The sequence below is a fragment of the Brucella sp. RRSP16 genome, from assembly GCF_052246815.1.
Taxonomy (GTDB): domain Bacteria; phylum Pseudomonadota; class Alphaproteobacteria; order Rhizobiales; family Rhizobiaceae; genus Brucella; species Brucella intermedia.
Map to the genome: position 1 here is coordinate 144,782 of NZ_JBQQAM010000007.1, position 26,636 is coordinate 171,417.

Below are 26,636 nucleotides of genomic sequence, written 5' to 3' on the forward strand. Positions count from 1 at the left end.
GTTGATTTGGGTCACACTTCGGCGCGCGCCCGCCACAGCTCCCATGCGAAACGCGCCCGCACGCCGAGATCGAGGAAAGGCCGTGGCGGCAACCCGGTCGGGCTGCCGAGCTTGAGCATGTCGTCGATCAGCGGATTGTCGATATCGCAAGCCATGTCGGCGGCAAGAATGCCGCCTATCGTGCCCTTGGTGATGCCGACGCCGTTCTGGCAGAGTGATGTGTAGACATTCTTCGCAATCTGTCCGAAACCCGGTGCGCCGTTGCGCGACAGGCAGATGAAGCCCGTCCATGTATGCTCCATATCGACCTTGGGCAGCATGGGAAAACGCTCGTCGAAGAGGCGCTTGTGCTCACGCCTGACCGTTTCACGGCGCGCATCCGACTGGCGGAGCGACGGGCAGAAATGCACGTTCTGCCTCACCAGTATGCGCCGGTCCGAGGTGAGGCGCATGGTGATGCCGGAAAAGGAATTGGCGGGCGTCAGCCCCCATGGCGCGATTTCGCCAATGGCCTTGTATTCGTCGTCGGAAAGCTTGCGGCTCAGGCTGGCATGGGCGGCGAAGTTGAGGAGCTTTCGCCTGAAAAAACCGAACTGCTCGCCAAAGCCATTGACCGTCAGGATCATGACAGGCGCCTGAATGCTGCCCTTTGCCGTCGTGATGTGGATGCGCTCGCCGTAATCGATCCTGGTGACCGCGGAATTTTCGTAAAGCGTCACATTGCCGGGCAGGCTGTCGGCGAGGCCGCGCACAAGGGCAGCCGGGTTCAGAAGCGATGTGCCATAGGTGAAGATCGCCGCCTTGAAATGGTTCGTGCCGAGCCTTTTGGCCAGCGCATCGCCTTCGAGCCAGTCGAAGGGTTCCTTGAGGCGCTCCAGTTCCCTGACCGTCGGCTCAAGAACCTCGCGCATGCCCTGATCGGAAACCGCTGCGTGAAATTTTCCATCCTGCCGCCAGTCGCAATCGATCGCATGCCGGTCGATCTGCTGTTTCAGATGATCGATGGCGGCGCGGGCGAGCGCGCGATAGCTTTGCGACTTGGCCAGTTCCTCCATCGAGGAGCTGACATTGTGCGGCAGGTCGATGGCAAAGCCCGCGGCGCGGCCCGACGTGCCTTTCCCGACCTCCTGCGCATCGATCAATGCAATCCGGTCATTGGGACGGTTCCCGGCCAGCCGTCGCGCGGCCGCCACGCCCGCATAGCCCGCGCCGAGCACGATCCAGTCGGCCTTGATATCGCCTGCGAGCGCCGCCTTCGGCGTGCGGGCTGGCAATATCCTGCTCCAGCCATTGGTGTTGTCGTCTGCGGGAAGAATGCGAATAGCGGGCATTTCGAAAACTCTGATCAAATCCTGTCAAAGAAAAAGGCGGGGAGCGACCCCGCCTTTTTCCGTCATGCTGTATGTTTAGTCGATCTTGCTGGTGGCGCGGTCGATCACGGCCTGCGGGAATTCGACGCCCATCTTCTTGGCGGCGCCAAGATTGATGACGAGATCGGTGCCCTTGGCGATGTCGACCGGAATGTCGCCCGGCTTTTCACCCTTGAGAACCTTCACCACGACGGCGCCGGTCTGCTTGCCGACATCGTAATAGTTGAAGCCGAGTGCTGCCAGCGCACCGCGCTTGACCGAATCCGTATCGGCGGTGAAGAGCGGCAGCTTGCTTTCCTCGGCGACGCCGACGGCGCTTTCCAGCGCCGAAACGATGGTGTTGTCGGTCGGCACATACATGGCATCGGCACGGCCGACGAGGGCACGGGCCGCGCCCTGGACTTCCGCCGACTTGGTGGCGGCTGATTCAACGATTTCGATGCCTTCGGCGGCAGCGGCTTCCTTCAGCGCCGCCAGCAGCGACACGGAATTGGTTTCACCGGAATTGTAGAGATAGCCGAGCTTCTTGATGTTCGGCATCACTTCCTTGATCAGCTTGATGTGCTCAGCCACGGGCGACATGTCGGACAGGCCGGTCACGTTGCCGCCGGGCTTCGCCATGTCCTTGACGAGCTGCGCGCCGACCGGATCGGAAACGGCGGTGAAGACGACAGGAATGTCGCGGGTGGCCGAAACGACGGCCTGCGCCGACGGGGTGGAGATCGGGACGATCACGTCTGGAGCTTCGCCGACGAACTGGCGGGCGATCTGCGCTGCGGTCGCCGGGTTGCCCTGTGCAGACTGATAGACGAATTTGAGATTTTCGCCTTCCTTGAAGCCGGCTTCTGCCAGCGCGTCCTTCACGCCGTCGCGGGCGGCGTCGAGGGCGGGATGCTCCACGATGGCGGTCACGGTGACGGTGACGTCTTTGGCCTGTGCCGAGGTGGCGAGGGCCGTTGCGGCCAGCAAGCCCAGAAGCATAGCCTGAAATTTGGAACGCATGAAAATCTCCCCTGTTTTGGTGCGTTGCTTATCGGCAAACACCTTTTCTCCAATAACCTCAGATTGAAGGTTTATCCGCCTGTTTCGAGGCTTAATAGCGTCCGGATGGACTGTCAATGTACCGGACAGGGCGTGGGTATCGGGCAACTCATGCCGCGCGATAAAAAGCGGACGGAACAGAGGGTGCAAATACTGAACAGTGTGTTCCTTTCCGCGCCCTTCCATTCCTGGCGCGCGCCGCCATATTGGGCAGGAACAATCCTCTCGCCCGAATTCAGGGAACATCATCATGAAGAAGATCGGCTTTCTTTCCTTCGGCCACTGGTCGCCGTCTCCCCAGTCGGGAACCCGCTCGGCCAGCGACGCGCTTCTCCAATCTATCGATCTGGCGGTCGCCGCAGAGGAGCTGGGCGCGGATGGCGCCTATTTCCGCGTGCACCATTTCGCGCGCCAGCTTGCATCGCCCTTTCCGCTGCTTGCAGCCATCGGCGCGAAGACCAGGAGGATCGAGATCGGTACCGCCGTCATCGACATGCGGTATGAAAACCCGTTCTATATGGTCGAGGATGCCGGTGCCGCCGACCTGATTTCCAAGGGTCGCCTGCAACTCGGCATCAGCCGCGGCTCGCCGGAACAGGTGATCGATGGCTGGCGTTATTTCGGCTATGCGCCGGAAGAAGGCAAGAGCGATGCCGATATGGGCCGCCAGCACGGCGAGGTGTTCTTCGAAGCGCTGAAGGGGCAGGGCTTTGCACAGCCGAACCCGCGTCCGATGTTTCCGAACCCTCCCGGTTTGCTGCGGATCGAGCCGCATTCGGAAGGTCTTCGGGATCGTATCTGGTGGGGTGCGGCTTCGGATGCCACGGCTGTGTGGGCGGCAAAGCTCGGCATGAATCTGCAAAGCTCTACCCTGAAGAAGGACGAGTCAGGCGAGCCGCTGCACATCCAGCAGGCCAGGCAGATTCGCGCCTATCGCGAAGCCTGGAAGGAAGCCGGACATACGCGCACGCCGCGTGTTTCGGTGAGCCGCAGCATCTTCGCGCTGGTCGATGATCGCGACCGGGCCTATTTCGGCAATGGGGGCAAGGAGCAGGATTCCATCGGCTATATCGAGGAAGACCTGCGGGCCGTCTTCGGGCGGTCCTATGCTGCCGAGCCTGACCGGCTGATCGAGGAACTGGCCAAAGACGAGGCGATTGCCGAGGCCGATACGCTGCTTCTGACCGTGCCGAACCAGCTTGGCGTCGAGTACAATGCCCATGTGATCGAGTCGATCCTGAAGCATGTTGCACCGGGGCTTGGCTGGCGGTGATTTGACGGGACAGGCGGCAACAGCCGCCTGTCTTTACGATACGCCATGAACGGCCAGAAGCTTTTTCATGCGGTGGATGGCAAGCTCCGGGTGGTCGAGCACATCGGCCTTGTCGGCCAGGCGGAATATGTCGGCATAATGCAGGATGCCGCGTGCCGACTGCATTCCGGCAGGCATGGTGAAATGGTTCTGGTGGCCGTTCAGCCAGGCGAGGAACACCACGCCCGCCTTGTAATATTGCGTCGGTGCTTCAAAAATCTTGCGCGATAGCGGCACGGTCGGCTCGATGATTGCGCGGAAGCGGGCATTGCCGCCTGCGGCCAGCGCTGCAAGCGCGCTCGATGCCTGCGGGGCGACCGCATCGAAAATGCCGAGCAGCGCATGGCTGTGCCTGTTTCCGTCGCCTTCGATCAACGGCGCATAGTTGAAATCATCGCCGGTGAAACACAACACGCCTTCCGGCAAGCGGTTGCGCAAGGCGATTTCGTAGCGCTCTTCCAGCAGAGATATCTTGATGCCTTCCACCTTGTCGCGATTGGCCTCGATGATGCCGATCACGGTATCCAGTGCTTCATCGAAATTTTGTGCCCCCCAATAGCCTTTGAGCTGTGGATCGAACATGTCGCCCAGCCAGTGCAGCACGACCTTTTCGCGGGCCTGCGTCAGAATATGCCCATAGACTTTGGCATAATCGTCGGGCGATCTGGCGATGCGGGCCAGCGCCCGGCTTGCCATCAGGATGAAGCGCCCGCCGTGCTTCTCGATGAAGCCTGCCTGTGTCTCATAAGCCCTGATAACGTCATCAAGGCTTTTTGCTTCCGCCGGATCAAGGTGGTCGGTGCCGGCGCCAGAGGCAAGATCGGCACCCGCTACGCCTTTCGCTTCCGTCAGAGAGCGTCGGATCAGTTCCTGCGCGCCGGCCCAGTTCAGGCCCATGCCGCGCTGTGAGGTGTCCATTGCTTCAGCGATCCTGAAACCGAGGCTCCACAGGTGATGGCGGAAAGCCATGGTCGCGTCCCAGTCGATGGCCGGGTCGTTCCACGGGCGGGCATTTTTCAGCGGATCGGAAACCACATGCGCTGCCGCATAGGCGATGCGGTTGAACTGCGGCGCAACTGTCGGGCGCGGTGTCGGCTTGCCGCTCAGCGTGTAGGGGGCAAGGCTCCCGTTGCCATCCGGCAAGATCAGTTGCTGGTCGTTCATGCCCATGATCGCTTCTCCGCTTGTCAGCCGATTTTTAGTTTAGAACGTTCCAAATGGCAATCCCGTCGAAAAAGGCGGCAGAAATGTGATTTGAGGGTGTTTGCACCTGAAATACGTGTTTCGGCAGAAAATCTGCACTAAAAACCAACGCGAATTGTGGCGAACACATGGCAAATGGCGGCTTTCCGCTCTGCTCTTGACAGTATTGGAACGTTCCAATTTAATGAACGGGATAAACCGGAGCAGGTCATGAGCAAGAGCAGCGTCACCGTTATCGATATTGCACGCGAGGCTGGCGTGTCGAAATCGACCGTGTCGCTGGTGCTGCGTGACAGTCCGCTGGTTCATGCTGACACCCGGGTCAAGGTGCAGGAGGCGATCGAGAAACTGGGTTATGTCTATAACCGTTCCGCCGCCAACCTGCGTCAGTCGAACTCAAAGATTATTGGTCTTGTGGTCAATGATCTGACCAACAGTTTCTTTGCCGAACTGGCCGTCGGCGTGGATCGCGTCATGCAGTCGGCTGGCTATGTGCAGTTTCTGGCCAATACGGCGGAAAGCATCGATCGCCAGCGCGAGGTGATTGCCTCGATGCGCGAACATGGCATTGCCGGGCTGATTGTTTCGCCAGCGCGCGGGACCGAGGCCAATGATCTGAAACCATTGGCGAAAAGCGGCCTGCCGGTTGTGCAGATGGTGCGCGATGTGCCGGGATCGGGTGTTTCTTCCATCGTTTCGGACAATCGCGGCGGCGTGGCGAAGGCGGTCGAGCATCTGGTGTCGCTCAGGCATCGCGCCATCGCTTTCATGGGCGGTTATGCCGATACGGCGGTGTTTGCTGAGCGTGTCGCGGGTTATCGCGCCGGGCTGGAGCAGGCCGGAATTGCCTTTGATGATGCGCTGGTCTTTGCAAGCGCCCCGTCCCGCGCCGGCGGCGTTGAAGTGGTGGAACAGATGCTGCGGCATGGCATGAAGCCCACGGCGGCGGTGTGCTTCAATGATGCGGTGGCTTTCGGCGTCTGCGACGGGCTGCGGGCCGCCAATCTTGAGCCGGGCCGGGATTTTGGCGTCGTCGGTTTTGACGATGTGATCGAAGCAAAGACTGCCGTTCCGGCGCTGACGACTGTGGCTGTGGATCCGCAAGGTTTGGGTGAACGTGCGGCGCAGCTTTTGCTGAAACAGGTCAATTCGGAACGGGTGGAGGCGGAGGCACAGCGCCTGTCGGTGCGCCTTGCGGTGCGGGCAAGTTGCGGTGCGCCGTTCAGAAAACAGGAGGAGAAACTCGAATGGCAAAGTGGGGCCTTATAGGCGCAAGCACCATTGCGAAGGAATGGGTGATCGGAGCCATTCGCGCCACCGGGGGCGAGGTCATTTCCGTTTACAGCACCAATGCCGAACGCGGTGAAACTTATGCCCGCGAAAACGGCATAGCCCGCTCCGTGACCAGCCTTGAAGCGCTTTTGTCCGCCCCTGAAATCGATGCCGTTTATATCTCCACCACCAATGAACTGCACCGCGATCAGGCGATTGCCGCGGCACAAGCGGGCAAGCATATACTTTGCGAAAAGCCGCTGGCGCTGACGATTGATGACGCGCACCAGATGCTGAAAGCCGTGCGCGAGGCGGGTGTCGTGGCCGGCACCAACCATCATTTGCGCAATGCCGCAAGCCACCGCGCCATGCGTGATGCCATTGCTGCGGGCAAGATCGGCAAGGTGCTGGGTGCGCGGGTTTTCCATGCGGTTTATCTGCCGCCGCACTTGCAAGGCTGGCGCATCGAGCGGCCCGATGCGGGCGGCGGCGTGATCCTCGATATCACCGTGCATGACGCCGATACGCTGCGCTTCGTGCTGGGTGAAAACCCGGTTGAGGCGGTGGCTTTTAGCCAGCAGGGAGGCCTAAGCGGTCACGGGCTGGAGGATGGCGTGATGGGTGTCCTGCGTTTTCCTTCCGGCGCAATTGCGCAGTTCCATGATGCTTTCACCACCAAATACGCCGAAACCGGCTTCGAGGTGCACGGCAGCGAAGGCTCGCTCATTGCGCGCAATGTGATGACGCAAAAGCCGGTTGGAAGCGTCATCCTGCGCGATCAGAACGGCGAGCATGAACTGCCGCTCGACCAGAAAAATCTCTACGAAAACGCCTTGCATTCCTTCCACAATGCCATCGACGGCAAAGGCCAGCCATCGGCCACTTTGGAGGACGGCATCTGGTCGCTCGCGACCGGGCTTGCCGTCATGCAAGCCGCAAAGACCGGCAAGGCCACCGCCGTTCATTCAGGACTTTGAGAATTATGAGCAAGCATATTTCATTTGCAGAAGCCGCTTCACTTATTCCCGACAATGCCGTTGTTTCGGTTTCTTCATCGAGCGGGCTCGGCTGTCCGGATATGATGCTGAAAGCCATTGGGGAGCGGTTCGATGAAACCGGCCATCCCAAAAACATCACCACGCTGCACCCGATTGCGGCGGGCGATATGAGCGGCATCAAGGGTGTCGATTACATCGCCAAGAAGGGGCTTTTGGAAAAGATCATCGGCGGTTCCTATCCGTCCGGGCCGTCAAGCGCCGAGCCGCCACTGATCTGGCAGATGATCACCAATAACGAGATTCCAGCCTATAATATCCCGTCCGGGATTCTGTTCGACATGCACCGTGAGGCTGCTGCCAAGCGCCCTGGCGTGTTGACCAAGGTGGGGCTCGATACATTTGTCGATCCCAAGCGTCAGGGGTCGGCGATGAACGACAAGGCGCGAGAGGAGCCGGTCGTCAAACATGTCAGTTTTGAAGGCGAAGACTGGCTCTATTTCCCCAATATCGTGCCGCATGTCGCGATCATCCGCGCCACCACCGCGGATGATCGCGGCAACCTCACCTATGAACATGAGGGCGCTTATCTGGGCGGTCTGGATCAGGCGCTGGCGGCGCGCAACAATGGCGGCATTGTCATTGCGCAGGTCAAGCGCATCGCAAAGGAAGGAACGCTGAAGCCGCATGATGTGCGGGTGCCGGGCGTTCTGGTCGATTATATCGTGGTTGACCCCGACCAGAAGCAGACGACGCAGACGCTTTATGATCCGGCGATTTCCGGCGAGATTTTCCGCCCGCTCGATACGTTCCGTCTGCCCGAGTTCAATATCCAGAAGGCGATTGCGCGGCGTGTCGCACAGGAATTGCAGGCGGGCAGTGCGGTCAATCTTGGCTTCGGCATTTCCGCCAATGTGCCGCGCATTCTGCTGGAAGAGGGCCTTCATGGTGCCGTGACATGGGTGATCGAGCAGGGGGCGGTTGGCGGCGTTCCGCTTCTGGATTTTGCCTTTGGCTGCGCCTCCAATGCCGATGCCTATATGCCGTCGCCCTATCAGTTCACCTATTTTCAGGGCGCGGGCTTCGATGCCTCGCTTCTCTCCTTCCTTGAGATCGGGCGCGACGGTTCGGTCAATGTGTCGAAGCTGTCATTCCGTCCGCATGTGACGGCGGGTGCGGGCGGCTTTGTGGACATTACCGCGCGCGCCAAGAAGATCGTCTTTTCCGGCATGTTCAACGCCGGTGCGAAATTGTCGGTCATGGACGGAAAACTGGTGATCGAAAAGGAAGGCAAGCTCAAAAAGCTGGTCAATGAAGTGGAGCATGTCACTTTTTCCGGCCCGCGCGGCGTCGCGCAGGGACAGGACATTACCTATGTCACCGAACGCGCGGTTCTGAAGCTTGCGCCGGAAGGCATTATGCTGACCGAAATCGCGCCGGGTGTGGATCTGCAGGCGCATATTCTGGATCAGGCCGAGTTTCCGCTGATTGTCTCGGACAAGCTCAAGACCATGGATGAGGCGCTTTTCCGCGAAGAGCCAATCGGGCTTCAATTGCCGCAAAAGCCTGCGCGAAAGCTGGAGGCTTGAGATGGCTCAACGGATAGAAATATCGATTGAAAATCACATCGCGGTCATGACGATCAGGCGACCCGAAAAGCTCAATGCGTTCGATATCGAGCTGTTGCAGGAATTGTCTGCCGCCTGTGACCGGGTGGAGGCTGACAGCAGTGTTCGGGTTGCGATCCTGACCGGCGAGGGCAAGGCTTTTTCCGCCGGCGGCGACATCAAGGCCTGGGGCGGCATGGAACCACAGGAGTTCGGCCATGCATGGGTGCGCTATGGTCATCGTGTGTTCGAGCGGCTGGCGACTTTGCGCATGCCGCTGATTGCGGCGATGAACGGCCACGCGCTTGGCGGCGGGCTGGAACTGGCAGGTGCTGCCGATATTCGCATTGTTGAAAAACAGGCAAAAATCGGCCTGCCGGAAACCTCCCTTGGTATGATCCCCGGCTGGTCGGGCACGCAGCGCCTTGTGCGCCGTTTCGGTGCGCAGATCGTGCGTCGCATGGTGCTGGGCGGCGAAATGTTCACCGCCGAAGAAGCGCTTTCTCACGGGCTTGTCGATGCCGTTGTGGAAACGGGTACGGCTTTGCAGGCAGCAATGGATTATGCGGCGCGGGTGGCAAAACGCGGACCGGCTGCGCTCGAAATTTCCAAACTGATGCTGTCCGTCGCCAATGGCGAGGACAATGGAACGGCGGTTGAGGCGCTGGGGTCCATCCTCGTCGCCAAGACCGGCGATTTGAAGGAAGGCGTGCGCTCTTTTGCCGAAAAGCGCGAAGCGAATTTTGAAGGGAAATGGTAATGAGCACGATCGTAAAGCCACAGCCGTTGACCGGGCTGGAAGTCCGCGAATTCTCCATGCTGATCGATGGCAAATGGGTGCAAAGTCAGAGCGGCCAGACGATTGACCGCGTGGCCCCCGGCCATGGCGTTACCGTCAGCCGCTATCCGGCGGGCAACAAGGCCGATGTGGAGCGCGCCGTGGCGGCTGCGCGCAAGGCGTTTGACGATGGGCGCTGGTCTTCCAAAACTGCCTCGCAGCGCTCACTGGTGCTGCTGAAAGCCGCCGATTTGATCGAGGCGCGGGCGGAAGAACTTGCCTATCTCGATGCGATTGAAGCCGGCAAACCAATTTCGCAGGTGCGCGGCGAGATTGCCGGTTCCGTCGATATCTGGCGCTATGCGGCAGCGCTTGCGCGTGATCTGCATGGCGAAAGCTACAACAATCTGGGCGATGGCACTCTGGGCGTCGTGCTGCGTGAGGCGATCGGCGTCGTTTCCATCATCACGCCGTGGAATTTCCCGTTCCTGATAGTCGGCCAAAAGCTGCCTTTCGCGCTTGCCGCGGGTTGCACGGCGGTGGTGAAGCCTTCGGAACTCACTTCCGGTTCGACGCTGGTGCTGGGCGAAATTCTGGCCGAGGCGGGGGTTCCCGATGGCGTGGTCAACATCATCACCGGAACGGGTGCCGATGTCGGCCAGCATATGAGCACGCATCAGCAAGTCGATATGGTGTCGTTTACCGGCTCCACGGGCGTGGGCAAGCTGACCATGGCCAATGCCGCGCAAACGTTGAAAAAAGTGTCGCTGGAGCTTGGCGGCAAGAACCCGCAAATCCTGTTCCCGGATGCGGATATGGATGCCTTCATCGATGCGGCTGTGTTCGGCGCATGGTTGAATGCGGGTGAATGCTGCAATGCCGGGTCGCGGCTGATCGTGCATCGCTCGATTGTCGATGAGATTGTCGGGCGGGTGGCCGATCTGTCGAAAAAGGTGATCGTTGGCGATCCGCTTGATGTCAGCACGCAGGTCGGCGCGATCATCACGCCGCAACATCTCGCAAAGGTCGGTGCCTATGTGGATCAGGCCAGAAAGGCGGGTGCCGCAATCGCCCATGGCGGCGATGTGCTGGATCTGGGCCTTGGCCAATATATGGGGCCGACCATCATTGCAGGCGTGAAGGCGGATATGGCCGTGGCGCGTGAGGAAGTGTTCGGGCCGGTTCTGTCGGTGCTTTCCTTCGATACGGTGGATGAGGCGATCTCCATTGCCAATGCGGTTGATTACGGGCTTTCCGCAGGTGTTTGGAGCCGTGATTTCGATACCTGCATGAGCATTGGCCGCAAGGTGCGGGCCGGTACGGTCTGGATGAACACCTTCATGGACGGCACGCCGGAGCTGCCTTTCGGCGGTTATCGCCAGTCGGGTCTGGGCCGCGAGCTGGGGCGTCATGCGGTGGAGGATTATACCGAAATCAAGACGCTCAACATGCATATCGGCGCGCGGACGGGCTGGTGGATGCCGCAAGCAAAGTAGGGAGTGACGGCTTTGGGAGGACAGCCGGATATCGTCATCATCGGATCGGGTATCGGCGGCGCAACCATGGCTGCCGGACTTGCTGCGTCAGGTGCCGACATTCTCATTCTGGAAGCGGGGGAGCGCTTGCCGGACAGGCCGGAAAACCGCGATCCACGCGCCATTTTCCAGCGCGGTTTCTTTCGTCCGCATGAGTCCTGGTATGAGACCAATGGTGCGCCGTTCAACCCAGGAAATTATTACAATGTCGGCGGCAATTCCAAATTCTATGGCGCGGTGCTGATCCGCTATCGGCGCGAGGATTTTGAGGAGCTTGCGCATCTGGAAGGCGTGTCCCCGGCATGGCCCTTTGCCTATGACGTGCTGGAACCATGGTATTGCAAGGCGGAAGAACTGTTTCAGGTGCGCGGTGAACTGGGCGACGACCCGACCGAGCCGCATCATTCAAAGGTTTATCCTTATCCGGCTGTCCGCGATGAGCGCCCGATTGCCGATGTGCGGGCGCGGCTGAAGAAGGCGGGCCTGCATCCGGCGTCGCTGCCGCTTGGCGTCGATATCGACCGTTGGCTTGCCAAGGCAAAAACGCCGTGGGATGCGCATCCCAATTGCGATGATGGCAAGATGGATGCGGAAAGCTGCCCGCTTGCGCAGGCGCTCCAATATCGCAATGTCCGGCTGGAAACCTCGGCGCGGGTCACGCGGCTGGAAGCGGGGGCTGACGGCAAGGCGATCACCGCCGTTCATTATGTGAAGAATGGCGAGGCGCGGGTTTTGCGTCCGAAGCTGGTTATCCTGTCTGCCGGTGCGGTGCAGTCGGCAGCAATCCTGCTGCGTTCGGGGCTGGCGAACAGTTCCGATCAGGTTGGCCGCAATTTCATGAACCATAATTCCAGCGCCGTGATCGGGTTCGATCCGCGCTATCGCAATGACAGCGTCTATCAGAAGACATTCGGCTTCAATGATTACTATCTGTCGGATGGAGCGGGCGGGCCACCGCTCGGCAATGTGCAATTGCTGGGCCGTGTATCGGGCGCGATCCTGAAATCCAACATGCCCCGTGTGCCTGAATGGCTTTTGAACTGCATTGCCGGGCATACGATCGATTTCTACGCGATGAGCGAAGACCTGCCCTCGCCGGAAAGCCGCGTGAGCGTGGATGGCGACCGCATCGTCCTGCATTGGGCGCGCACCAACTGGAAGGCGCATCTGATGCTGGTTGATAAGCTCAAATCAGCTCTCAGGCAGGCAGGTTTCCCGGTGGTGCTGTCGCGGGCGTTTGACCGGCGCACGCCGTCGCATCAATGCGGCACGGTGCGCATCGGCAATGATCCGGCGGCAGCGCCGCTTGATCCCTGGTGCCGCGCCTACGACCACCCCAATCTCCATGTGGTCGATGCGTCCTTCCTGCCAACCTCGGCGGCGGTCAATCCGGCGCTGACCATCGCCGCGCAGGCCTTGCGCGTCGCAGACCATTTGAACCGGGAGTTGCTGGCATGAACCGTCAAAGACCTGTTGCGCTGGTCACCGGCGGGCGGCGCGGGATCGGGCTTGGCATTGCCCGCACGCTTGCCGCCAAGGGTTTCGATCTGGCGATTACAGACCGCGAGCGTGACGATGCCGTCATTCATGAATTGCGGGCGCTGGGCGGAAAGGTGGCCTTTCTTGAAAGCGATCTTGCAGCAGTGGGAACCCATGAGGCGACGGTTGCCTCGGTGATGAAGGAATTTGGCGGCATTGATTGTCTGGTCAACAATGCGGGCATGGGTTCGGTCGAGCGCGGCGATTTTCTGGGACTGAAGCCTGAAAATTTTGACATGATCATGGATGTGAACCTGCGGGGTACGGTGTTTTTCACGCAGGCAGTCGTGAAAGCCATGCTGGCGGCAAATGAGGTGCAGTTTCCGCGCAGCATCATAACAATCAGCTCCGTTTCGTCCGTGATGACGTCGCCGGAACGGCTTGATTACTGCATCAGCAAGGCCGGGCTGACTGCCTTCGTGCAGGGGCTGGCGCTGCGGCTTGCCGAAGCGCGGATCGGCGTGTTCGAGGTTCGCCCCGGCATTATCCGCACCGATATGACGGCAAAGGTCGCAGAGCGGTATGACGGGCTGATCGAAGGTGGGTTAGTGCCGATGAAGCGCTGGGGCGAGGCGGGCGATGTCGGCGCCATCGTTGCCGGGCTTGCCGGTGGCGATTTCATCTTTGCGACGGGTTCGGCAATCAATGCCGATGGCGGCCTGTCGATTGCAAAACTGTAAGGGTAGGGCGATGGAATACGATTATATCATCGTGGGTGGCGGGCCTGCCGGTTGCGTTCTCGCCAATCGCTTGAGCGAGGATGCCTCGGTGAAGGTGCTCTTGCTGGAAGCGGGCGGAAGCGACTGGAATCCGCTGTTCCATATGCCCGCCGGTTTTGCCAAAATGACCAAGGGCGTCGCCAGCTGGGGTTTTGAAACCGTTCCGCAGAAGCACCTGAAAAACCGCGTGCTGCGCTATACGCAGGCGAAAGTCATCGGCGGCGGCTCCTCGATCAATGCGCAGATTTATACGCGCGGCAATGCCGCCGATTATGATCTGTGGGCGGGCGAGGATGGCTGCACCGGCTGGGATTATCGCCATGTGCTGCCCTATTTCAAACGGGCCGAAGACAATCAGCGTTTTAACGACGATTATCATTCCTATGGCGGGCCGCTTGGCGTTTCGATGCCTTCCGCGCCGCTGCCGATCTGCGATGCCTATATCCGTGCGGGGCAGGAACTTGGGATTCCCTATAATCCTGACTTCAACGGTCGCGAGCAGGCGGGCGTCGGCTTTTACCAGCTTACCCAGCGCGACCGCCGTCGCTCTTCGGCCTCGCTTGCCTATCTGTCCACGATCAGGGACCGCAGGAATCTTACCGTGCGCATGAATGCGCAGGTAGCCAATATCGAGCTGGAAAAGACCCGCGCAACCGGCGTCAAGCTGATGAGCGGCGAGACCCTGCGCGCAGGCCGCGAGGTGATTGTTGCGTCCGGCGCGATCGGCTCGCCGAAACTCCTGCTGCAATCAGGCATCGGCCCTGCCGATCATCTGAAAAAGGTGGGCGTTGCGGTCAAGCACGATCTGCCCGGCGTCGGCGAAAATATGCAGGATCACCTCGACCTGTTTGTCATTGCCGAATGCACCGGCGATCACACCTATGACGGCGTGGCGAAACTGCACCGCACGCTTGGTGCGGGCCTGCAATATATATTGCTGCGCTCCGGCCCGGTGGCGTCGAGCCTGTTTGAAACCGGCGGCTTCTGGTATGCTGACCCGGATGCGCGTTCACCGGATATACAGTTTCATCTGGGGCTTGGTTCGGGCATTGAGGCTGGCGTCGAAAAGCTCAAGAATGCCGGCGTGACGCTCAATTCCGCCTATCTGCATCCGCGCTCGCGCGGGACGGTGCGGCTTGCTTCCAGCGATCCGGCTGCGGCGCCACTGATCGATCCCAATTACTGGAGCGACCCGCATGATCGCAAAATGTCGCTGGAAGGGCTAAAGATCGCGCGCGAAATCATGCAGCAGGACGCATTGAAACCCTATGTCATGGCCGAGCGCCTGCCGGGGCCGAAGGTCGTCAGCGATGACGACCTGTTCGATTATGCCTGCGCCAATGCCAAGACCGACCATCATCCGGTCGGCACCTGCAAGATGGGAACCGACGCGATGGCGGTTGTCGATCTCGATCTGAAAGTGCGGGGTCTTCAAGGCTTGCGGGTGTGCGACAGCTCGATCATGCCGCGCGTTCCTTCCTGCAACACCAATGCGCCGACCATCATGATCGGCGAAAAGGGTGCAGACATTATTCGCGGCCTCGACCCGCTGCCGCCGGTCGTCTTTTCCTGGGAGCGCAACGCACGCAAGGTGATCGGACGCTAGACCGAAAGATCCTGAAGCGGAACCGCCATCCCGCTCCGGTTTTTTGACTGTTTTCGGCCGCAGGCGGTTCCCGCGTTGCGGAACCGTGTCCTAGAGCGGTTCCTATTCTAGCAGAATCGCCGGAACCGCTCTAACTATTTGTTTTATCGCATTATCCAACGCATCGAAGCGGGTTATGAAATGAGTCCAGTGAACTGATTTCCCCGCGTAGACGTTTCACAATTTTGCTGGAAATGCTCTAATCGTTTTCGACCGGCTCGAAGCGCAGATAGCCGACCACGCCCGAGCCTTTCCGGTTCGGGTTATCGGATGGGTGGTTGACGCCATCACTCACCGCGACGGCCGCGAAATCGAATGGCGACACGCCTTCCAGACAGGCCGCGTTCACGCCGTACTGGCGCGGATTGGAGCGGCGCTGGTGGAAGGTGTAGATGCCGCATTTCGAGCAGAAATAGTGTTTCGCCACGCGGGTATTGAACTGGTAGAGCGTCAGCGCATCCTCGCCTTCGAGAATTTCCAGCCCGTCCAGATCGGCGGAAACGGCGACGGCCCCGCGCATCCGGCAATAGGAGCAGGTGCAGCGCCGCGCGGAATGCAGGCCGTTGGATAATCTGACGCGAAAACGCACGGTGCCGCAGTGGCACGCGCCATTGGCTTCCTTGATATCGGGATTCATTTTCTCACCTCGCATTTGCACGAAAGCTATTTTGTTTTTTGCTGGTTTACCACTGCCGAAAACCGATTAAATTCGGTGCGGGAAATATATCCGGGAGGGAGTTGGCCATGGGTGAATTCGCAGTCGTGACGGGAGGCAGCACCGGCATCGGGAGGCATCTCGTCTCCGCCTTTGCGGAAGCGGGCTACACGGTGGCGTTCAGCTACAGGCACGACGACGAAGCTGCGCAATCGCTCGTGGAAGCCATTGAGGAGGCTGGCGGTCAGGCGCTGGGGCTCGGCTGCGATGTCGGACGGCGCGTCGAGGTTGAAAGCTTTTTCGACGAGGTTTGCGACTGGTTCGGCGATGCGCCGGACGTGCTGGTCAACAATGCAGGCATCCAGACCTGGGCGCCCTTGCTGGAACTTTCCGAAGAGGGCTGGGACGATGTCATCCGCACCAATCTGAAAGGCTGTTTCCTCAATACGCAGGCCGCTGCCAAGCGCATGGTGGAGGCGGACAAGGACGGCGCCATCGTCAATATCGGCTCCGGCTGCAACAAGCTCGCTTTTCCCAGGCTCGTTTCCTACACGGCATCGAAGGGCGGGATAGAGCAGTTCACCAAGGCTTCGGCGGTGGAACTCGGGCCGCACGGTATCCGGGTGAATTGCGTTGCGCCGGGTGCGATCCTCAATGAGCGGACGGCGGAAGAGCAGCCCGACTATGCGGGCACCTGGGCGCGCATCACGCCGCTGCGAAGGGTGGGAACGCCGGAGGATGTTTCCGGCCCTGTCCTGTTCCTTGCGTCCGACGCGGCACGTTTTGTGACAGGCCAGACCATCTGGGTCGATGGCGGGGTCTTTTCGCAGGCCAACTGGCCGTATGAGGGATAGCGCGGTTTTGGTTCCAGTCTGCAACGGGCGCATTTTGCGCTCAGACGAAGAGGAAAAACCACCAGACCGGCGAAGATAAAAGCAGCGCCACAATTATCCAGACTATTCGCCATGCCGTGCGTTCAGTGCCCAAAAAGCCTGTCGCAACAATAGCTGCTGCACTCAGCACCGTTAGGGGCCAATAGATCGACAGCAAGGCAATTACGACTTGCCACCAATTCAATGAAAGCATGGTGTTTCCTGGATTGTCCGTTTTGGAACGGCGAGGTTGGCGGCTTTCTCCGGAAAACCGGCAGTCTTCACAAAGCCGATTTCGGTGGTGATCCCGACAGGAATCGAACCTGTGACCTACAGATTAGGAATATGATTTCCTGTCAATAAATTCAGTCGCTTGGTTCGTGATGTTGCATCTGTGTTGCATTTGCGGCGTTTCGCTGTCCAATGCTTGCCCCATCAATAGCACTAATGACCTGCACAGATAGAATAACAATGAGCATTAGTATGAACATACCAAAGGCATGGTGCCAAAGGCCGCTAAATAGTGAAACAAGGAATGCAACTACTTTGTTTGATCCGAATTCTAAGTCGTACTTTAGATCGAGAACCAAAGACCACAGTGTAACGATTAACGCACCGGAGCTAATAAAGGAAATTACCACAACGGCAAGTGCTAGTGCACAATATAGAAACGTGCCTTGCCAACCCATAGCTTGAAGCGCAGGAGCAGGCGTCCAGTAGCCACGGATGAATAGATAAGACACAACAATACAAAGCGATGACCAAGTGACAGTTGTCAAGGCGAAGCCTGCAACTTCAAAAATCGGCCTACATTCTCTAATTCGGGCTTCCCATCTGCTATTCCCGTCAACCATTTGTTTCCCCAGAAATGTGTTAACCAAGCAAAGCTGTTTCAGCCAACGCCAATTCAGCAGCATCGTCATTGCGCGGAAATAAGTGCCCGTATCTGTCCACGGTTAGCACAATTGACGAATGTCCGAGGCGCTCTTGAACCATCTTTGGCGGCAGCCCTAAGCCGCCATCCTCGCGGCGATTGATGCACCATGAGGCGTAGAAGTGCCGGAGAGAGTGGAGGCCAGTATACTTTGCTGCCATAATCGGCTTGCCGTCTTTGTCATTCTTGCCGGTAGCGACGGATACGCCCGCTTCGATTTGCGTAGGCAGAAACCCGCGCTGCATGATGTTCGACAAGCTCTCGACCTTGCCCTGACCGTTCGGGAACACAAGCTGTTCGGGCCGCATTTCCTCCCGTATCGCATTTCCGGCGTCATCCTTGAGTTTCGGACGTGGGCAGGACAGACGCCATTCCTTGAGCGTATTTGCGACTAAGGGCGGTATTGGCACGGAACGTTCCGCGGCTTCCGACTTCGGCCTGCCTATCGCGTTGAACCTATCGGCGCGCTGGTGGACGCGGATTTCGCGCTTGTCGAAGTCGATATCGGCCCACCGGAGACCGCGCAGTTCCGACGCCCGCAGGCCGGTGAAGATCGCCGTCAGGATAACAGGCCGCCATTTGCCTTGCAGAGCGCTCACAATGGCCTTGACCTCGGTGGGGAGGGGAATGTCCACCCCAAGCTTGAGTTTGCCCTTCTGGCGTCTCTCTAACCGTCGTTCCTTGCCCTTCTGCCGGACACGGCTTTTCTCGCGTACTGCATTCCGCATCACAAGCCCACGTTCCTGTGCGTCGGATAGGAGTGAACCCAGGCTCACTAGTACCTTGCGCGCCATGGAAGCGGATCGGCCTTCCTCGATCAGCTTGTCCTCGAAAGCCCGGACGGTCGGAACGTTCAACCGGGAGAGCAGCGTCTCGCCGAGAAACGGAGTGATATGCAAATCTAGATGCTGCCGGTACTGGACAATCGTACCGCGCTCAAGCCCGTTCTGCTCGCCACGCTTGATCCAGAGTTCGCCGGCTTGTTTGACGGTCGCGCTGGCGCTGTCTGCTACGTGCACGCCCTCGCGCACTTCAACTGCGGCCGTGGCAGCAAAGGCGTCAGCGTCCTTTTTCCGGGCAAACGTCTTCAATCGGCGCTTGCCTTGGGTATCTTTGTAATCGACAACCCAAGCGGCTTTCAATTCGCCCTTCGGCGTTGTCCATTCTCGCTTGCGGATACTCATTCTTACTTTTCACTAACAACCGAAGAAACAGTCATTAGACGATCAAGGATTGGTTGTTCTTTTTCCCGCTCGATCACCTGCTCTAGTTCAGTTCGATCACCTTCGGCAGCCTTCGTCACGGCCCTAGCGAGGGTAAAAACTATCTGCTCGGCGTTGATACCTGCCTTTCGCAGGGCTTCGTTCTCACGAGATACAGCTTCTACGTATTTCGCTTGCATCTCCCTCACTTCCTCGGAGTGGTGCAGTGCCTGAATGTGATCGGCGAACTCTTGGCTGATAGCCTCAGGATCAAAACTCTCATAGAGCCGCGCAACTATCTCGGCAGTCATACTTCGATGATTTTCCGCCGCGGCCACTTCCACCTTCGCTTTTAAGTCTTCCGGTATCCGCAACCGAAAATGCAAATCTTCTCTAGCCATGCCACACCAATGCCTCACTGCACACTTGACAACAATGCCACACCAGTGGCACACATTCTATGCCACACGGATGACACACTAACAATCCAGTCTGGTGAACATGGTTTAGGAAGGGTTAAGAATGACCAGTAATCAGTCAAACAGCGAAAATCTGGAACTTATATGGGGGATCGGCGGTATCGCTGCGGCCATAGGCCAGTCTTTTGCAGCCACGGCTTACATGTTGCATCAAGGCCAAATTCCCGCGCGTAAAGTAGGAGAGCGTTGGGTTGCCGAACGTGGCGAACTGGTCGCCTTCTTTAAAGGGAAGGCAGCATGATTATCAGTCAATCACCATCGCAGCAAACTCGCGACAGCTTGCACGCGATAATTATCCGGCAGATGGCAGACATTCTCATCGAACAAGATGCGGACCTCGGAGATATAGACGCTTGCCGCCATGAACTTGAGCGGGCGAACTTCGGTCGTCCGGCGATCGATGCACTGCTCGAACGCGCATGCGAAAAGGCTCGTTTGGAAATGGTGGCATGAATGGCCCGGCTCAACTGGCAAACCGCGTCGGCGCGTGATCGCGCCGTCGCCAGTCGCTCAAAATGCGGGGTGTTACAATGACGAGGGAAACGTATTTACCGTCTCCATGGTTTCGTTTCGACTATGTCGCGTTTGATCGAATGACTGCTGGTCTCAAGGCGAATGAGATTGGCATTCTCATGAAGCTATTGGTTCACTTTCACAAGCACGGCGAGCCTACGCTCAATGATGCGGCTCGACTTGCAAGAGTGTGTGGAACGTCGAAACCTGCTTTCGATCGAGCGATGGAGTTGTTCTTAACGTCAGGTATTCTCGTTCAATACGGGGATAAAATCTGGTCTCAATATATTGAGGATGAAATCGCCCATCGCACAAAAATTTCAGTACAAGCGCGAAAAAATTCTTCGGTTAAACGGGGAAAAGTCGAGCGAAATCAAAGCGGCGATTTAACGGGCGATGACAAGAGTAATAGAGATATAGAGGGGGAGACCCTCAAAGGGTCTCCCCAAATATCTAATATATCCAACCTGATTGATATAACGAAGTTTGACGATATCGCGCCCTCCCGAGCGTCTGATGACGCGTCGGGCGCTCGGTCTAGGTATCCTTATAAAGTAGGCGATCGACTGCAATTCCTAGATGAAGGCCTTGGCGTCGTAATAAAGGTTGGGATGCGACCGCAAATCGGAAACTTGTTTATCTGCGTCCGGCTTGATGAAACCGGGGAGCTAGCAATTGCCTCGATAACGTCATGCGGAGCGCTAGCGGCGGTCGTAGCACGCCCGAACGACGCCGCTTGGCATTCAGCAATGCAGATTATCGAATGGGAGAAGCGCGATGCAGCTTGAATTCAATTTGGAAACTCCCGGACGATCCGCTGAAATCTTGATGTTTCCCGCCGATCGCCTGTGCGTCGAGGTTTTCATTTTTGCGGTCGAATACTTGTCACTCTCGTCAGCCGAGCAGGCGGGAGCCATCGATAGGTTTTCATCCGCCGTCGTTTCTATCCAAACGGTTTCCGGCATTTCCGAAGAAATCATCGACCGCGAGCGTCAAGCGTTTGCGAATGCCCTTCGCGCAGAGATTAATCGACAGCGCGTTTTTCACGCCATCCATGGCCGCTACATGCGCCAAGAAAGGAAAACCGCATGAAAGCTAATACAAATAACCGCGCTCTCCGGGCAGCGCTTACGGAGCCGTGGGCGATCACAGCCGAAGGGCTGGAACTCGTTCTCTCCGTTGCCGCCCGCGAAAATGACGTCTCGATAGACGCTCTTGAAGCCTATCGCGCCGAGCATGTTCCCACTGCCGAGCGCCTAACCCGACGTGGTTCGGTGGGCGTTCTTGATGTTCGTGGGCCACTGGTCAACCGAGCAAATCTTTTTACGGCCATATCCGGCGCGACGTCTTACGACATTCTCCGGCGCGACCTTCAATTGGCTCTGGATGATCCGTCGATCAGCGCAATTGTCATGTCCTACGACACGCCAGGCGGCGCTGTTACCGGCGTGGACGAACTCGCAAAGGCAATCCGAGCAGGAAAGGCGATCAAGCCGATTGTCGCTTATGTCGGCGGTTCGGCGGCCTCGGCGGGTTATTGGCTCGCGTCACAATCGACTGAAATCGTGATCGCCGACACTGCTTTGCTCGGCTCGATTGGTGTTCGCGCAGCCTTACAGGACACCAGCAAAAAAGACGCCGAGGCCGGACGGATCGAGTTCATTTCTTCTCAATCCCCCGGGAAGAGAACGGACCTTTCAACAGATGAAGGGCGAGCGCGCATTCAGCGCACGATTGATGCGCTCGCCGAAGTCTTCATTGCCACGGTCGCCGAAGGCCGTGGCGTCAAGCCCGACGACGTGATCGCCAATTTTGGCGGCGGCGACGTGCTTATCGGATCGGCCGCAGTTGCGGCCGGAATGGCTGATCGCATCGGCAATTTCGAGGCGGTCATCAAAGAACTGTCGGGACGCAGGCCGACAGCACAGCGCAGTAATGGGATGGCTCTTTCGACAGCAACTGCCGATACGGAGCGCACCCGTATCCACGCAATATTGAGCGATCCCCTTGCGCAGGATCGAGCCAAGTCTGCTCATCACCTTGCCTTTAATACGGAATTGACCGCAGACGCAGCGATCTCCCTTTTACAAACTATCCCTGCCGAAACAGCCCCCGACGCGTTTGACAGCTTGCCGGAAGATATTGCCCGCGCCTGTAACGCTCCGGGAGGGCTGGTCTTATGGGATGCAGAGGCCAACGCATTAGCGTTGTCCGATATCTCCGCAGGCAACACAGGACAGACCCTATCGTCGTTAGTTTGTTCTGTTGAACATACCCCCGACCCTCATGCTGCTATCCGCACCACGCCGGAGCAGAAGGCAAAATCCCTTTGGCAGAAAGCTATTGGAGAAATAAACGCCGCGCGTGGCCTAGAGGGGTGAGAACCTTACTTTCGCCGCGGCCGGTAGGAGGCGCAGTATGGAACTGTTTGATGCAACGGATCGGGCATGGCCGCCCGATCCGCTTGAAATCGACCTCGCGGACGGCTCTTGGATGACACCGCAGCAAGCCGCCGCTGCCGCAAGGGTTTCAGACCGGACGTTATGGCGGTGGCTACGGGAACGAGACATAGGCCTCAAGATCGGCGGTCGAGTGTGGATCAATCGAAGGCGGTTATTTGGTCGGTAAAAGCAGGCTTCGGCCTGCTTTTTGCTTTTGTGTCACACCTTGTCAGACGAATTTTCCCGCCAGTCCCGCCATACTCCGACGAGCATCAGAGATTGGGATTGACATGTTTGGTATCAAAGATCAGACGCAACAGCTTTGGGACAAGGTACACGCCGAGGCAAATGCTAGGACTGGAAATCAGTTGACGAGCGGCAGACTGGCGGGGAGCGCAGAGAGTGCGTTGCCTGCCGCCTCGCTGGACAAACTTGAGCGATTTCGTTCCGAGCGGCGCGCCGCATATGCCGCATATATCGACGCTTCGGACAGCGAACAGGAAGCAAGGTTCGAATTTCAGCGTCGGGAAGGCTTTGCATATCGCGCACAAGAGCAGTTCGAAGGGTTCACCCTCTCGTTTGAGGGACAGTCGCATTCTTCTGACGAAAGCAAAGAGGAACGGATTGCCCGTATCAATGCTCCCGTAGAACGTGCTCGTCGAGCCTTGCAGATTGCGTCAGATGCCCGTGAGCGAGCCGACAAGCGGCACGACGAGTTCGCATTTCTCAGCGCTGTGGAGGATTGGCTTAATCGCACTCCATTCAATGATAATGCCGATCTGGTTGTCGTTGATCCCTCTCGACTGAAAGGCAATCACTTAGTTGCGGTCTCTAAAATTCGGTCCGAACTGGCGTCTCTCGATAAGCGACTATCGTCCGTCGAGTTGGCATATACCCCTGCCGAAGTCCTGAAAGACCGGGCTTTCGCAGAGATAGATAGGGCCGCGTCTAAAGGTGAATTATCGGTCCATCCGTCCTCGCGTAGTAGCGAGCCTCTCAGACTTGAGGATAAGTTTACGATTGGCACGTACCCCAGTGGTTCCCTCCTTGGTAATGGCGGCGCGAATGTTCTCGTATGGTTGCTTCGCGACCAGATGAAGGCTGCGGTGTCGGCATTGATCGATAAGTTCCCGCAGGAAAATGCGCTGTCCGACGATGCCCGGGAAGTCGAGTTTCGTACGATTGCCGCAGAGCGGCTTGACCTCGAGCGTTTGGAAGAAGCTTACATCGTGTCGGCCGAAGCCAACGGACAGACGATCCCACGTCGTCACGACGTTGATCCGCGCGCGTTTCTTGAAATCGAAGCTTGAGTTTACGCATCATGTTGGCTCGCTTCACCAACATAATGCGACAGAGCGGAGGATGTGATCCAGCCATTCCACTACCTCCGCTCCAGTGTGCGGGCCAATGGGTTTCATTCATGCCCTTCTCCCGGCCCGGGCACCAAAGCGGGGATCGCGATCATGCGCGGTCCCCGCCCAATCAGAAAGATCGCGATTGACCGTAGAAGCGCGTTCTTGCGCGATGGTCAAATCGGTATCGGCAGGGTCACGACGCGCGTGGGTGACCGCCTCCGAGGCGAGGCACCCCCACCCCTTTAGGGACCGTACCCTACCCCCAAGGCGTGCGGTGCCGCCGCAGCCCCGAATTTGAGTGTTTTTCAGATTTCGAAAAACCCAGTTGGCTTTGCTGTTTATCCCGCCCTGAATTGAAGGTTTTCAATGAGTTATGTCAATCAGAACAGCAATCTATGGACCCCTAAACTTGTCGGGGAAATACTCGTCGAAATGGCTCGTTGGCTTGCAACGCACGGCGGTCGGGTAGGCCCGGCTCGCCTGCGATCTGTTATGCCGGAACTTGCTATGGAACTTGCCGATCGGCTTGCTGAGGGGTGGTCCAGCATCCAAGCGAACCAAGTGACGCATCGCCGTCCTTCTTATGGACCACGCGCGGTTTCGCTGTTTGAACGCGCTCTCGATTGGCAAGGAACATACCTGCTCGGAGAGTGTGGGGCAGGACGGGTTCTGGCCCTTTGGCTCCGTTGCCGCATCACCAAACTGAAATTTGACGCCGAACTGAAAGCGCGTGGTTGGTCGCGCGCAACAGCATATCGAAAACGCGACAAAGCTCTGTCTTTGGTCGCCCAAGGCCTGACCCGCAACAACGAAACGCCACCCGATTGGTGGCGATGAGGGCGCTAAAATGACAAATCTTACTTCCGTTCTCACGGTTCGGCTGATCGATGCCGTTGCCGGTCCCGCTCGCGCGGCGGCGAACTCAATTCGGGGCATCGGCAATGCCGTTGACAGCACGAACGCGCGCCGCCTCGCCATTGGCGGGGCGGTTAGCACGATGGTTTCCGACGTCGGCAAGCAAACGCAAATCCTAAAGCGGAACCTACACAGCATGACCACCGGGCTTTCAATGCCCGCTGGTTTCTTGACGTTCTTTGGCGCGCGAGCCGTTTATGACTTCGAAAAGACGTCGAACGCCCTGCAAGCCGTGACCGACCTCACGGACGAACAGCGCAAGACGATCCAGAATTACGCGAAGGAACTCAACGAGCTTTTCCCGGCGACGAATTCCGAAATCATGAAAGGCGCTTACGAACTCGGCCGAGCCGGGTTCAAGTATGACCAGATCATGGGTTCCATGAAGGGCATGCTAAACCTCGCGCTGGCTGGTGACATTGCGATCAAGGAAAGTTCCGATATCGCGACGAACATTTTGACTGCGATGCGCCTTCCAATGAAGACGGTCGAGCAAGCATCGGACAGCTTGACCCGCGTCAATGACGCCCTCGCCTATTCCGCGTCGAACTCGAACACCGACGTCCGCATGATGGGCGAAACATTCAAGTACGTCGGCCCGATGGCCGCCGCTGCGGGACTGTCAATCGAACAAGTCGCGGCCGCTTCTATGGTCATGGCTCGAAACGGCATCCGCGCAAGCGAGGCGGGCGTCGCAATGCGATCCGCACTCGTGCGCATGGTTCGGCCGACAAAGCCAATGCTGCAAGCTCTTGGCCGCCTCAATGTGGACATTGACAAGTTCGTAAAGGGCGGACGACAGATTAGCGCTCAAGACGTGGTTTCCTCGCTTGCAATCGACGGCATTGATGCAAGCTCATTCTCGAAACAGATTGAGCAAGTTCTCAACGATCCGAGCCTAAATACATCTTTGAGCAAACTCTCGGCCAAGCTTGCCGAAATCATCGGCGGCGACGGCACGGCCGTCGACAAGTCGAAGCTCGCCGAAACGATTACGGACGTTCTTACGGCCGCCGGGTCGGAAGTGGACTTCTTCGGGTTCATTCGCGCCCTGCGCGAAAAGGGTGCCGACCTTGGCGACATCGCACGCATCTTCGATGCTCGACAGGGTTCGCGTCTGATTACACTTCTTGCGGGTGACCTCGATAAGGCTTTGGCCGACGTCGAGAAGAACGCCAAGGGCGCAACCGACCGCATGGCTAAAACGATGATGAAAGGCATCGTCGGAGATTGGGCCGAGTTCGAAGCGTCGGTCGAAAATCTATTTGTGTCGATTGCGGAAAGCGGCGTCCTGAAAACAGCGTCCGAAGCATTCAAGCTTGGCGCTGACGGCCTGAAATCGCTTGCACAGTCGAACCCGAAGCTCCTCGAATTCGGAACCTATTCGGTACTGTTAGCAGGCGCTCTCGGTCCGATTGTCCTTGTTGGTGGCGGAGTTCTTTCGTTTTTCCTGTCGCTCCTTGGACTTTTGAAATCAGTTGCCGCCGTCGGGCGCGGCGCGCTTGGTGTTGCCGGTGCTGCGATGGGAATATCGGGGGGCGCTGGCGCTACTGGAGCCGGAGCGGCCGCCGCAGGTGCGGCGGCGGGTGCTGGCGCAGCATCGAAGGGAAGCTCGCTTCTCGGCAAGGCTGCCAAGGGAGCCGGTATCATCGGCACCGCTTGGACCGTCAAGGAAGTGCTCGACGCTGTAGACCCCGAGGGAAACCTTTGGGGCCTCACGAGTGGCATTGACGCGTGGATCGAAAGCAAGACCGGCATCAACCCGTCGAAGGTCGGGGGTAGTCAGCGGGTCGGCCCGGAAGCAACCGCCGAGGAAGGCCGGGCACATGACATTTCCGAATGGCAAGCCCGCCAAGCGGAAATCGACGCCCGACTTGCGCAAATCGAGAAAAACACCCACCCGGCAATGCGAGACATGCCGAACATTGAGCGGGATAATTTGCAGACCGAGCGCTCTATGCTCGATCAGCAAATCAATGCGGCAATACCGCAGGAGCAGCCTGCCGAGGCTGCGGCGGCCGCCAAGCAAACGATGGACGGATATAATTCCGCTCTCTCGACCGAACTGTCGGCCGCCGAGCAGCAAATTGACGCGTTCATGGCGCGCATCAAGCAGAAAATGGCGACGACCCTTAGCCCGGTGATTTCACCCCGCCTTGATACGTCGTCAATCTCGGGGCTTCATGCTGATATAGGAGTTGATTAACGAAACTCCAATGCCATACCAACATGACCACAGCATCTTAGAAATTAA

At 58.3% G+C, this 26,636-nt stretch carries 27 protein-coding genes; 19 read left to right on the forward strand and 8 right to left on the reverse strand.

Annotation, left to right across the window (positions count from 1 at the left end):
- Positions 1 to 11: 11 nt before the first annotated feature.
- Positions 12 to 1,331 (reverse strand): NAD(P)/FAD-dependent oxidoreductase, encoded by a 1,320-nt coding sequence (locus ACS5UA_RS12890; RefSeq protein WP_112671810.1) that lies wholly within the window; start codon positions 1,329 to 1,331, stop codon positions 12 to 14.
- A gap of 75 nt (positions 1,332 to 1,406) precedes the next feature.
- Positions 1,407 to 2,372 (reverse strand): ABC transporter substrate-binding protein, encoded by a 966-nt coding sequence (locus tag ACS5UA_RS12895; RefSeq protein WP_006470995.1) that lies wholly within the window; start codon positions 2,370 to 2,372, stop codon positions 1,407 to 1,409.
- 289 nt (positions 2,373 to 2,661) lie between these two features.
- Between ACS5UA_RS12895 and ACS5UA_RS12900 the strand changes: the two genes are divergently transcribed.
- Positions 2,662 to 3,684, forward strand: coding sequence for an LLM class flavin-dependent oxidoreductase (locus tag ACS5UA_RS12900; protein WP_112671808.1), 1,023 nt, complete (start codon positions 2,662 to 2,664; stop codon positions 3,682 to 3,684).
- A gap of 33 nt (positions 3,685 to 3,717) precedes the next feature.
- On the opposite strand, the gene ACS5UA_RS12905 is transcribed toward ACS5UA_RS12900, so the two are convergent.
- Positions 3,718 to 4,887 (reverse strand): dihydrodipicolinate synthase family protein, encoded by a 1,170-nt coding sequence (locus ACS5UA_RS12905; RefSeq protein ID WP_112671905.1) that lies wholly within the window; start codon positions 4,885 to 4,887, stop codon positions 3,718 to 3,720.
- Positions 4,888 to 5,136: 249 nt separating this feature from the next.
- Here ACS5UA_RS12905 and ACS5UA_RS12910 point away from each other — a divergent pair, with 249 nt between their 5' ends.
- From ACS5UA_RS12910 to ACS5UA_RS12945, 8 genes are read left to right on the forward strand one after another with little or no spacing between them, the layout of a single operon-like run.
- The gene (locus tag ACS5UA_RS12910; RefSeq protein WP_112671806.1) at positions 5,137 to 6,195 is read left to right on the forward strand and encodes a LacI family DNA-binding transcriptional regulator; all 1,059 of its coding nucleotides are present in this window, start codon (positions 5,137 to 5,139) and stop codon (positions 6,193 to 6,195) included.
- Positions 6,174 to 7,175: a Gfo/Idh/MocA family protein gene (locus ACS5UA_RS12915; protein ID WP_112671804.1), complete on the forward strand. Its 1,002-nt coding sequence runs from the start codon at positions 6,174 to 6,176 to the stop codon at positions 7,173 to 7,175. Before ACS5UA_RS12910 ends, ACS5UA_RS12915 begins: the two co-directional genes overlap by 22 nt.
- A 5-nt stretch (positions 7,176 to 7,180) precedes the next feature.
- Entirely contained in the window at positions 7,181 to 8,782 is a 1,602-nt protein-coding gene (locus tag ACS5UA_RS12920; RefSeq protein WP_112671802.1) for an acyl CoA:acetate/3-ketoacid CoA transferase, read from the forward strand.
- 1 nt (position 8,783) lies between these two features.
- Positions 8,784 to 9,560 carry an enoyl-CoA hydratase/isomerase family protein gene (locus ACS5UA_RS12925; protein WP_112671800.1) on the forward strand — a complete coding sequence of 259 codons (777 nt, stop codon included), beginning with the start codon at positions 8,784 to 8,786 and terminating at the stop codon, positions 9,558 to 9,560.
- Positions 9,554 to 11,074, forward strand: coding sequence for an aldehyde dehydrogenase family protein (locus tag ACS5UA_RS12930; RefSeq protein WP_112671798.1), 1,521 nt, complete (start codon positions 9,554 to 9,556; stop codon positions 11,072 to 11,074). The genes ACS5UA_RS12925 and ACS5UA_RS12930 overlap by 7 nt, the downstream gene beginning before the upstream one ends.
- A 12-nt stretch (positions 11,075 to 11,086) precedes the next feature.
- Positions 11,087 to 12,571 carry a GMC oxidoreductase gene (locus ACS5UA_RS12935; RefSeq protein ID WP_112671796.1) on the forward strand — a complete coding sequence of 495 codons (1,485 nt, stop codon included), beginning with the start codon at positions 11,087 to 11,089 and terminating at the stop codon, positions 12,569 to 12,571.
- On the forward strand, positions 12,568 to 13,332 hold the full coding sequence (locus tag ACS5UA_RS12940) for a 3-ketoacyl-ACP reductase (RefSeq protein ID WP_112671794.1): 765 nt from the start codon (positions 12,568 to 12,570) through the stop codon (positions 13,330 to 13,332). Before ACS5UA_RS12935 ends, ACS5UA_RS12940 begins: the two co-directional genes overlap by 4 nt.
- Positions 13,333 to 13,342: 10 nt before the next feature.
- Positions 13,343 to 14,977 carry a GMC family oxidoreductase gene (locus tag ACS5UA_RS12945; RefSeq protein WP_112671792.1) on the forward strand — a complete coding sequence of 545 codons (1,635 nt, stop codon included), beginning with the start codon at positions 13,343 to 13,345 and terminating at the stop codon, positions 14,975 to 14,977.
- Between the two features lie 238 nt (positions 14,978 to 15,215).
- Here the strand turns inward: ACS5UA_RS12945 and ACS5UA_RS12950 are convergent, their stop codons facing one another.
- Complete coding sequence (locus tag ACS5UA_RS12950) at positions 15,216 to 15,653, reverse strand: GFA family protein (protein WP_063619786.1); 438 nt, start codon at positions 15,651 to 15,653, stop codon at positions 15,216 to 15,218.
- Between the two features lie 107 nt (positions 15,654 to 15,760).
- Here ACS5UA_RS12950 and ACS5UA_RS12955 point away from each other — a divergent pair, with 107 nt between their 5' ends.
- A complete protein-coding gene (locus ACS5UA_RS12955) occupies positions 15,761 to 16,525 on the forward strand; it encodes an SDR family NAD(P)-dependent oxidoreductase (protein ID WP_063619785.1) in 765 nt (254 codons plus the stop codon).
- 40 nt (positions 16,526 to 16,565) lie between these two features.
- On the opposite strand, the gene ACS5UA_RS12960 is transcribed toward ACS5UA_RS12955, so the two are convergent.
- The 4 genes from ACS5UA_RS12960 to ACS5UA_RS12975 form a co-directional block, all read right to left on the reverse strand.
- Positions 16,566 to 16,757 (reverse strand): hypothetical protein, encoded by a 192-nt coding sequence (locus tag ACS5UA_RS12960; RefSeq protein WP_025089899.1) that lies wholly within the window; start codon positions 16,755 to 16,757, stop codon positions 16,566 to 16,568.
- A gap of 151 nt (positions 16,758 to 16,908) precedes the next feature.
- A complete protein-coding gene (locus ACS5UA_RS12965) occupies positions 16,909 to 17,397 on the reverse strand; it encodes a hypothetical protein (RefSeq protein ID WP_443101380.1) in 489 nt (162 codons plus the stop codon).
- 19 nt (positions 17,398 to 17,416) lie between these two features.
- On the reverse strand, positions 17,417 to 18,661 hold the full coding sequence (locus ACS5UA_RS12970; RefSeq protein WP_443101381.1) for a tyrosine-type recombinase/integrase: 1,245 nt from the start codon (positions 18,659 to 18,661) through the stop codon (positions 17,417 to 17,419).
- 2 nt (positions 18,662 to 18,663) lie between these two features.
- Entirely contained in the window at positions 18,664 to 19,080 is a 417-nt protein-coding gene (locus ACS5UA_RS12975) for an Arc family DNA-binding protein (RefSeq protein WP_443101382.1), read from the reverse strand.
- A gap of 121 nt (positions 19,081 to 19,201) precedes the next feature.
- Between ACS5UA_RS12975 and ACS5UA_RS12980 the strand changes: the two genes are divergently transcribed.
- The 9 genes from ACS5UA_RS12980 to ACS5UA_RS13020 all read left to right on the forward strand — a co-directional run bounded on the left by ACS5UA_RS12980 (position 19,202) and on the right by ACS5UA_RS13020 (position 26,588).
- Entirely contained in the window at positions 19,202 to 19,399 is a 198-nt protein-coding gene (locus ACS5UA_RS12980; RefSeq protein ID WP_443101383.1) for a DNA-binding protein, read from the forward strand.
- Positions 19,396 to 19,611, forward strand: a complete 216-nt coding sequence (locus ACS5UA_RS12985) for a hypothetical protein (RefSeq protein WP_443101384.1) — start codon at positions 19,396 to 19,398, stop codon at positions 19,609 to 19,611. The genes ACS5UA_RS12980 and ACS5UA_RS12985 overlap by 4 nt, the downstream gene beginning before the upstream one ends.
- 77 nt (positions 19,612 to 19,688) lie before the next feature.
- The gene (locus tag ACS5UA_RS12990; protein WP_443101385.1) at positions 19,689 to 20,459 is read left to right on the forward strand and encodes a YdaU family protein; all 771 of its coding nucleotides are present in this window, start codon (positions 19,689 to 19,691) and stop codon (positions 20,457 to 20,459) included.
- Positions 20,449 to 20,763, forward strand: a complete 315-nt coding sequence (locus ACS5UA_RS12995; RefSeq protein ID WP_443101386.1) for a hypothetical protein — start codon at positions 20,449 to 20,451, stop codon at positions 20,761 to 20,763. Before ACS5UA_RS12990 ends, ACS5UA_RS12995 begins: the two co-directional genes overlap by 11 nt.
- Positions 20,760 to 22,052, forward strand: coding sequence for a S49 family peptidase (locus ACS5UA_RS13000; RefSeq protein WP_443101387.1), 1,293 nt, complete (start codon positions 20,760 to 20,762; stop codon positions 22,050 to 22,052). The genes ACS5UA_RS12995 and ACS5UA_RS13000 overlap by 4 nt, the downstream gene beginning before the upstream one ends.
- A gap of 112 nt (positions 22,053 to 22,164) precedes the next feature.
- A complete protein-coding gene (locus tag ACS5UA_RS13005; RefSeq protein WP_443101406.1) occupies positions 22,165 to 22,299 on the forward strand; it encodes a helix-turn-helix domain-containing protein in 135 nt (44 codons plus the stop codon).
- Between the two features lie 103 nt (positions 22,300 to 22,402).
- Complete coding sequence (locus ACS5UA_RS13010) at positions 22,403 to 23,422, forward strand: hypothetical protein (protein ID WP_443101388.1); 1,020 nt, start codon at positions 22,403 to 22,405, stop codon at positions 23,420 to 23,422.
- Positions 23,423 to 23,833: 411 nt separating this feature from the next.
- A complete protein-coding gene (locus ACS5UA_RS13015) occupies positions 23,834 to 24,304 on the forward strand; it encodes a hypothetical protein (protein WP_443101389.1) in 471 nt (156 codons plus the stop codon).
- A 10-nt stretch (positions 24,305 to 24,314) separates the two neighbouring features.
- Positions 24,315 to 26,588 carry a phage tail tape measure protein gene (locus ACS5UA_RS13020; RefSeq protein WP_443101390.1) on the forward strand — a complete coding sequence of 758 codons (2,274 nt, stop codon included), beginning with the start codon at positions 24,315 to 24,317 and terminating at the stop codon, positions 26,586 to 26,588.
- The last annotated feature ends 48 nt before the right edge of the window (positions 26,589 to 26,636 follow it).

Excerpts from the sequence above, each read along its gene's own strand:
- ACS5UA_RS12980 (WP_443101383.1), top strand. The coding sequence starts at position 19,202 with ATGACCAGTAATCAGTCAAACAGCGAAAATCTGGAACTTATATGGGGG.
- ACS5UA_RS12990 (WP_443101385.1), top strand. The coding sequence starts at position 19,689 with ATGACGAGGGAAACGTATTTACCGTCTCCATGGTTTCGTTTCGACTAT.
- ACS5UA_RS12900 (WP_112671808.1), top strand. The coding sequence starts at position 2,662 with ATGAAGAAGATCGGCTTTCTTTCCTTCGGCCACTGGTCGCCGTCTCCC.
- ACS5UA_RS13000 (WP_443101387.1), top strand. The coding sequence starts at position 20,760 with ATGAAAGCTAATACAAATAACCGCGCTCTCCGGGCAGCGCTTACGGAG.
- ACS5UA_RS12920 (WP_112671802.1), top strand. The coding sequence starts at position 7,181 with ATGAGCAAGCATATTTCATTTGCAGAAGCCGCTTCACTTATTCCCGAC.
- ACS5UA_RS13020 (WP_443101390.1), top strand. The coding sequence starts at position 24,315 with ATGACAAATCTTACTTCCGTTCTCACGGTTCGGCTGATCGATGCCGTT.
- ACS5UA_RS12960 (WP_025089899.1), bottom strand. The coding sequence starts at position 16,757 with ATGCTTTCATTGAATTGGTGGCAAGTCGTAATTGCCTTGCTGTCGATC.
- ACS5UA_RS12995 (WP_443101386.1), top strand. The coding sequence starts at position 20,449 with ATGCAGCTTGAATTCAATTTGGAAACTCCCGGACGATCCGCTGAAATC.
- ACS5UA_RS12905 (WP_112671905.1), bottom strand. The coding sequence starts at position 4,887 with ATGAACGACCAGCAACTGATCTTGCCGGATGGCAACGGGAGCCTTGCC.
- ACS5UA_RS12955 (WP_063619785.1), top strand. The coding sequence starts at position 15,761 with ATGGGTGAATTCGCAGTCGTGACGGGAGGCAGCACCGGCATCGGGAGG.
- ACS5UA_RS13015 (WP_443101389.1), top strand. The coding sequence starts at position 23,834 with ATGAGTTATGTCAATCAGAACAGCAATCTATGGACCCCTAAACTTGTC.
- ACS5UA_RS13010 (WP_443101388.1), top strand. The coding sequence starts at position 22,403 with ATGTTTGGTATCAAAGATCAGACGCAACAGCTTTGGGACAAGGTACAC.
- ACS5UA_RS12890 (WP_112671810.1), bottom strand. The coding sequence starts at position 1,331 with ATGCCCGCTATTCGCATTCTTCCCGCAGACGACAACACCAATGGCTGG.
- ACS5UA_RS12970 (WP_443101381.1), bottom strand. The coding sequence starts at position 18,661 with ATGAGTATCCGCAAGCGAGAATGGACAACGCCGAAGGGCGAATTGAAA.
- ACS5UA_RS12975 (WP_443101382.1), bottom strand. The coding sequence starts at position 19,080 with ATGGCTAGAGAAGATTTGCATTTTCGGTTGCGGATACCGGAAGACTTA.
- ACS5UA_RS12895 (WP_006470995.1), bottom strand. The coding sequence starts at position 2,372 with ATGCGTTCCAAATTTCAGGCTATGCTTCTGGGCTTGCTGGCCGCAACG.
- ACS5UA_RS12925 (WP_112671800.1), top strand. The coding sequence starts at position 8,784 with ATGGCTCAACGGATAGAAATATCGATTGAAAATCACATCGCGGTCATG.
- ACS5UA_RS12930 (WP_112671798.1), top strand. The coding sequence starts at position 9,554 with ATGGTAATGAGCACGATCGTAAAGCCACAGCCGTTGACCGGGCTGGAA.
- ACS5UA_RS12940 (WP_112671794.1), top strand. The coding sequence starts at position 12,568 with ATGAACCGTCAAAGACCTGTTGCGCTGGTCACCGGCGGGCGGCGCGGG.
- ACS5UA_RS12945 (WP_112671792.1), top strand. The coding sequence starts at position 13,343 with ATGGAATACGATTATATCATCGTGGGTGGCGGGCCTGCCGGTTGCGTT.
- ACS5UA_RS12965 (WP_443101380.1), bottom strand. The coding sequence starts at position 17,397 with ATGGTTGACGGGAATAGCAGATGGGAAGCCCGAATTAGAGAATGTAGG.
- ACS5UA_RS12985 (WP_443101384.1), top strand. The coding sequence starts at position 19,396 with ATGATTATCAGTCAATCACCATCGCAGCAAACTCGCGACAGCTTGCAC.
- ACS5UA_RS12910 (WP_112671806.1), top strand. The coding sequence starts at position 5,137 with ATGAGCAAGAGCAGCGTCACCGTTATCGATATTGCACGCGAGGCTGGC.
- ACS5UA_RS12950 (WP_063619786.1), bottom strand. The coding sequence starts at position 15,653 with ATGAATCCCGATATCAAGGAAGCCAATGGCGCGTGCCACTGCGGCACC.
- ACS5UA_RS12915 (WP_112671804.1), top strand. The coding sequence starts at position 6,174 with ATGGCAAAGTGGGGCCTTATAGGCGCAAGCACCATTGCGAAGGAATGG.
- ACS5UA_RS13005 (WP_443101406.1), top strand. The coding sequence starts at position 22,165 with ATGACACCGCAGCAAGCCGCCGCTGCCGCAAGGGTTTCAGACCGGACG.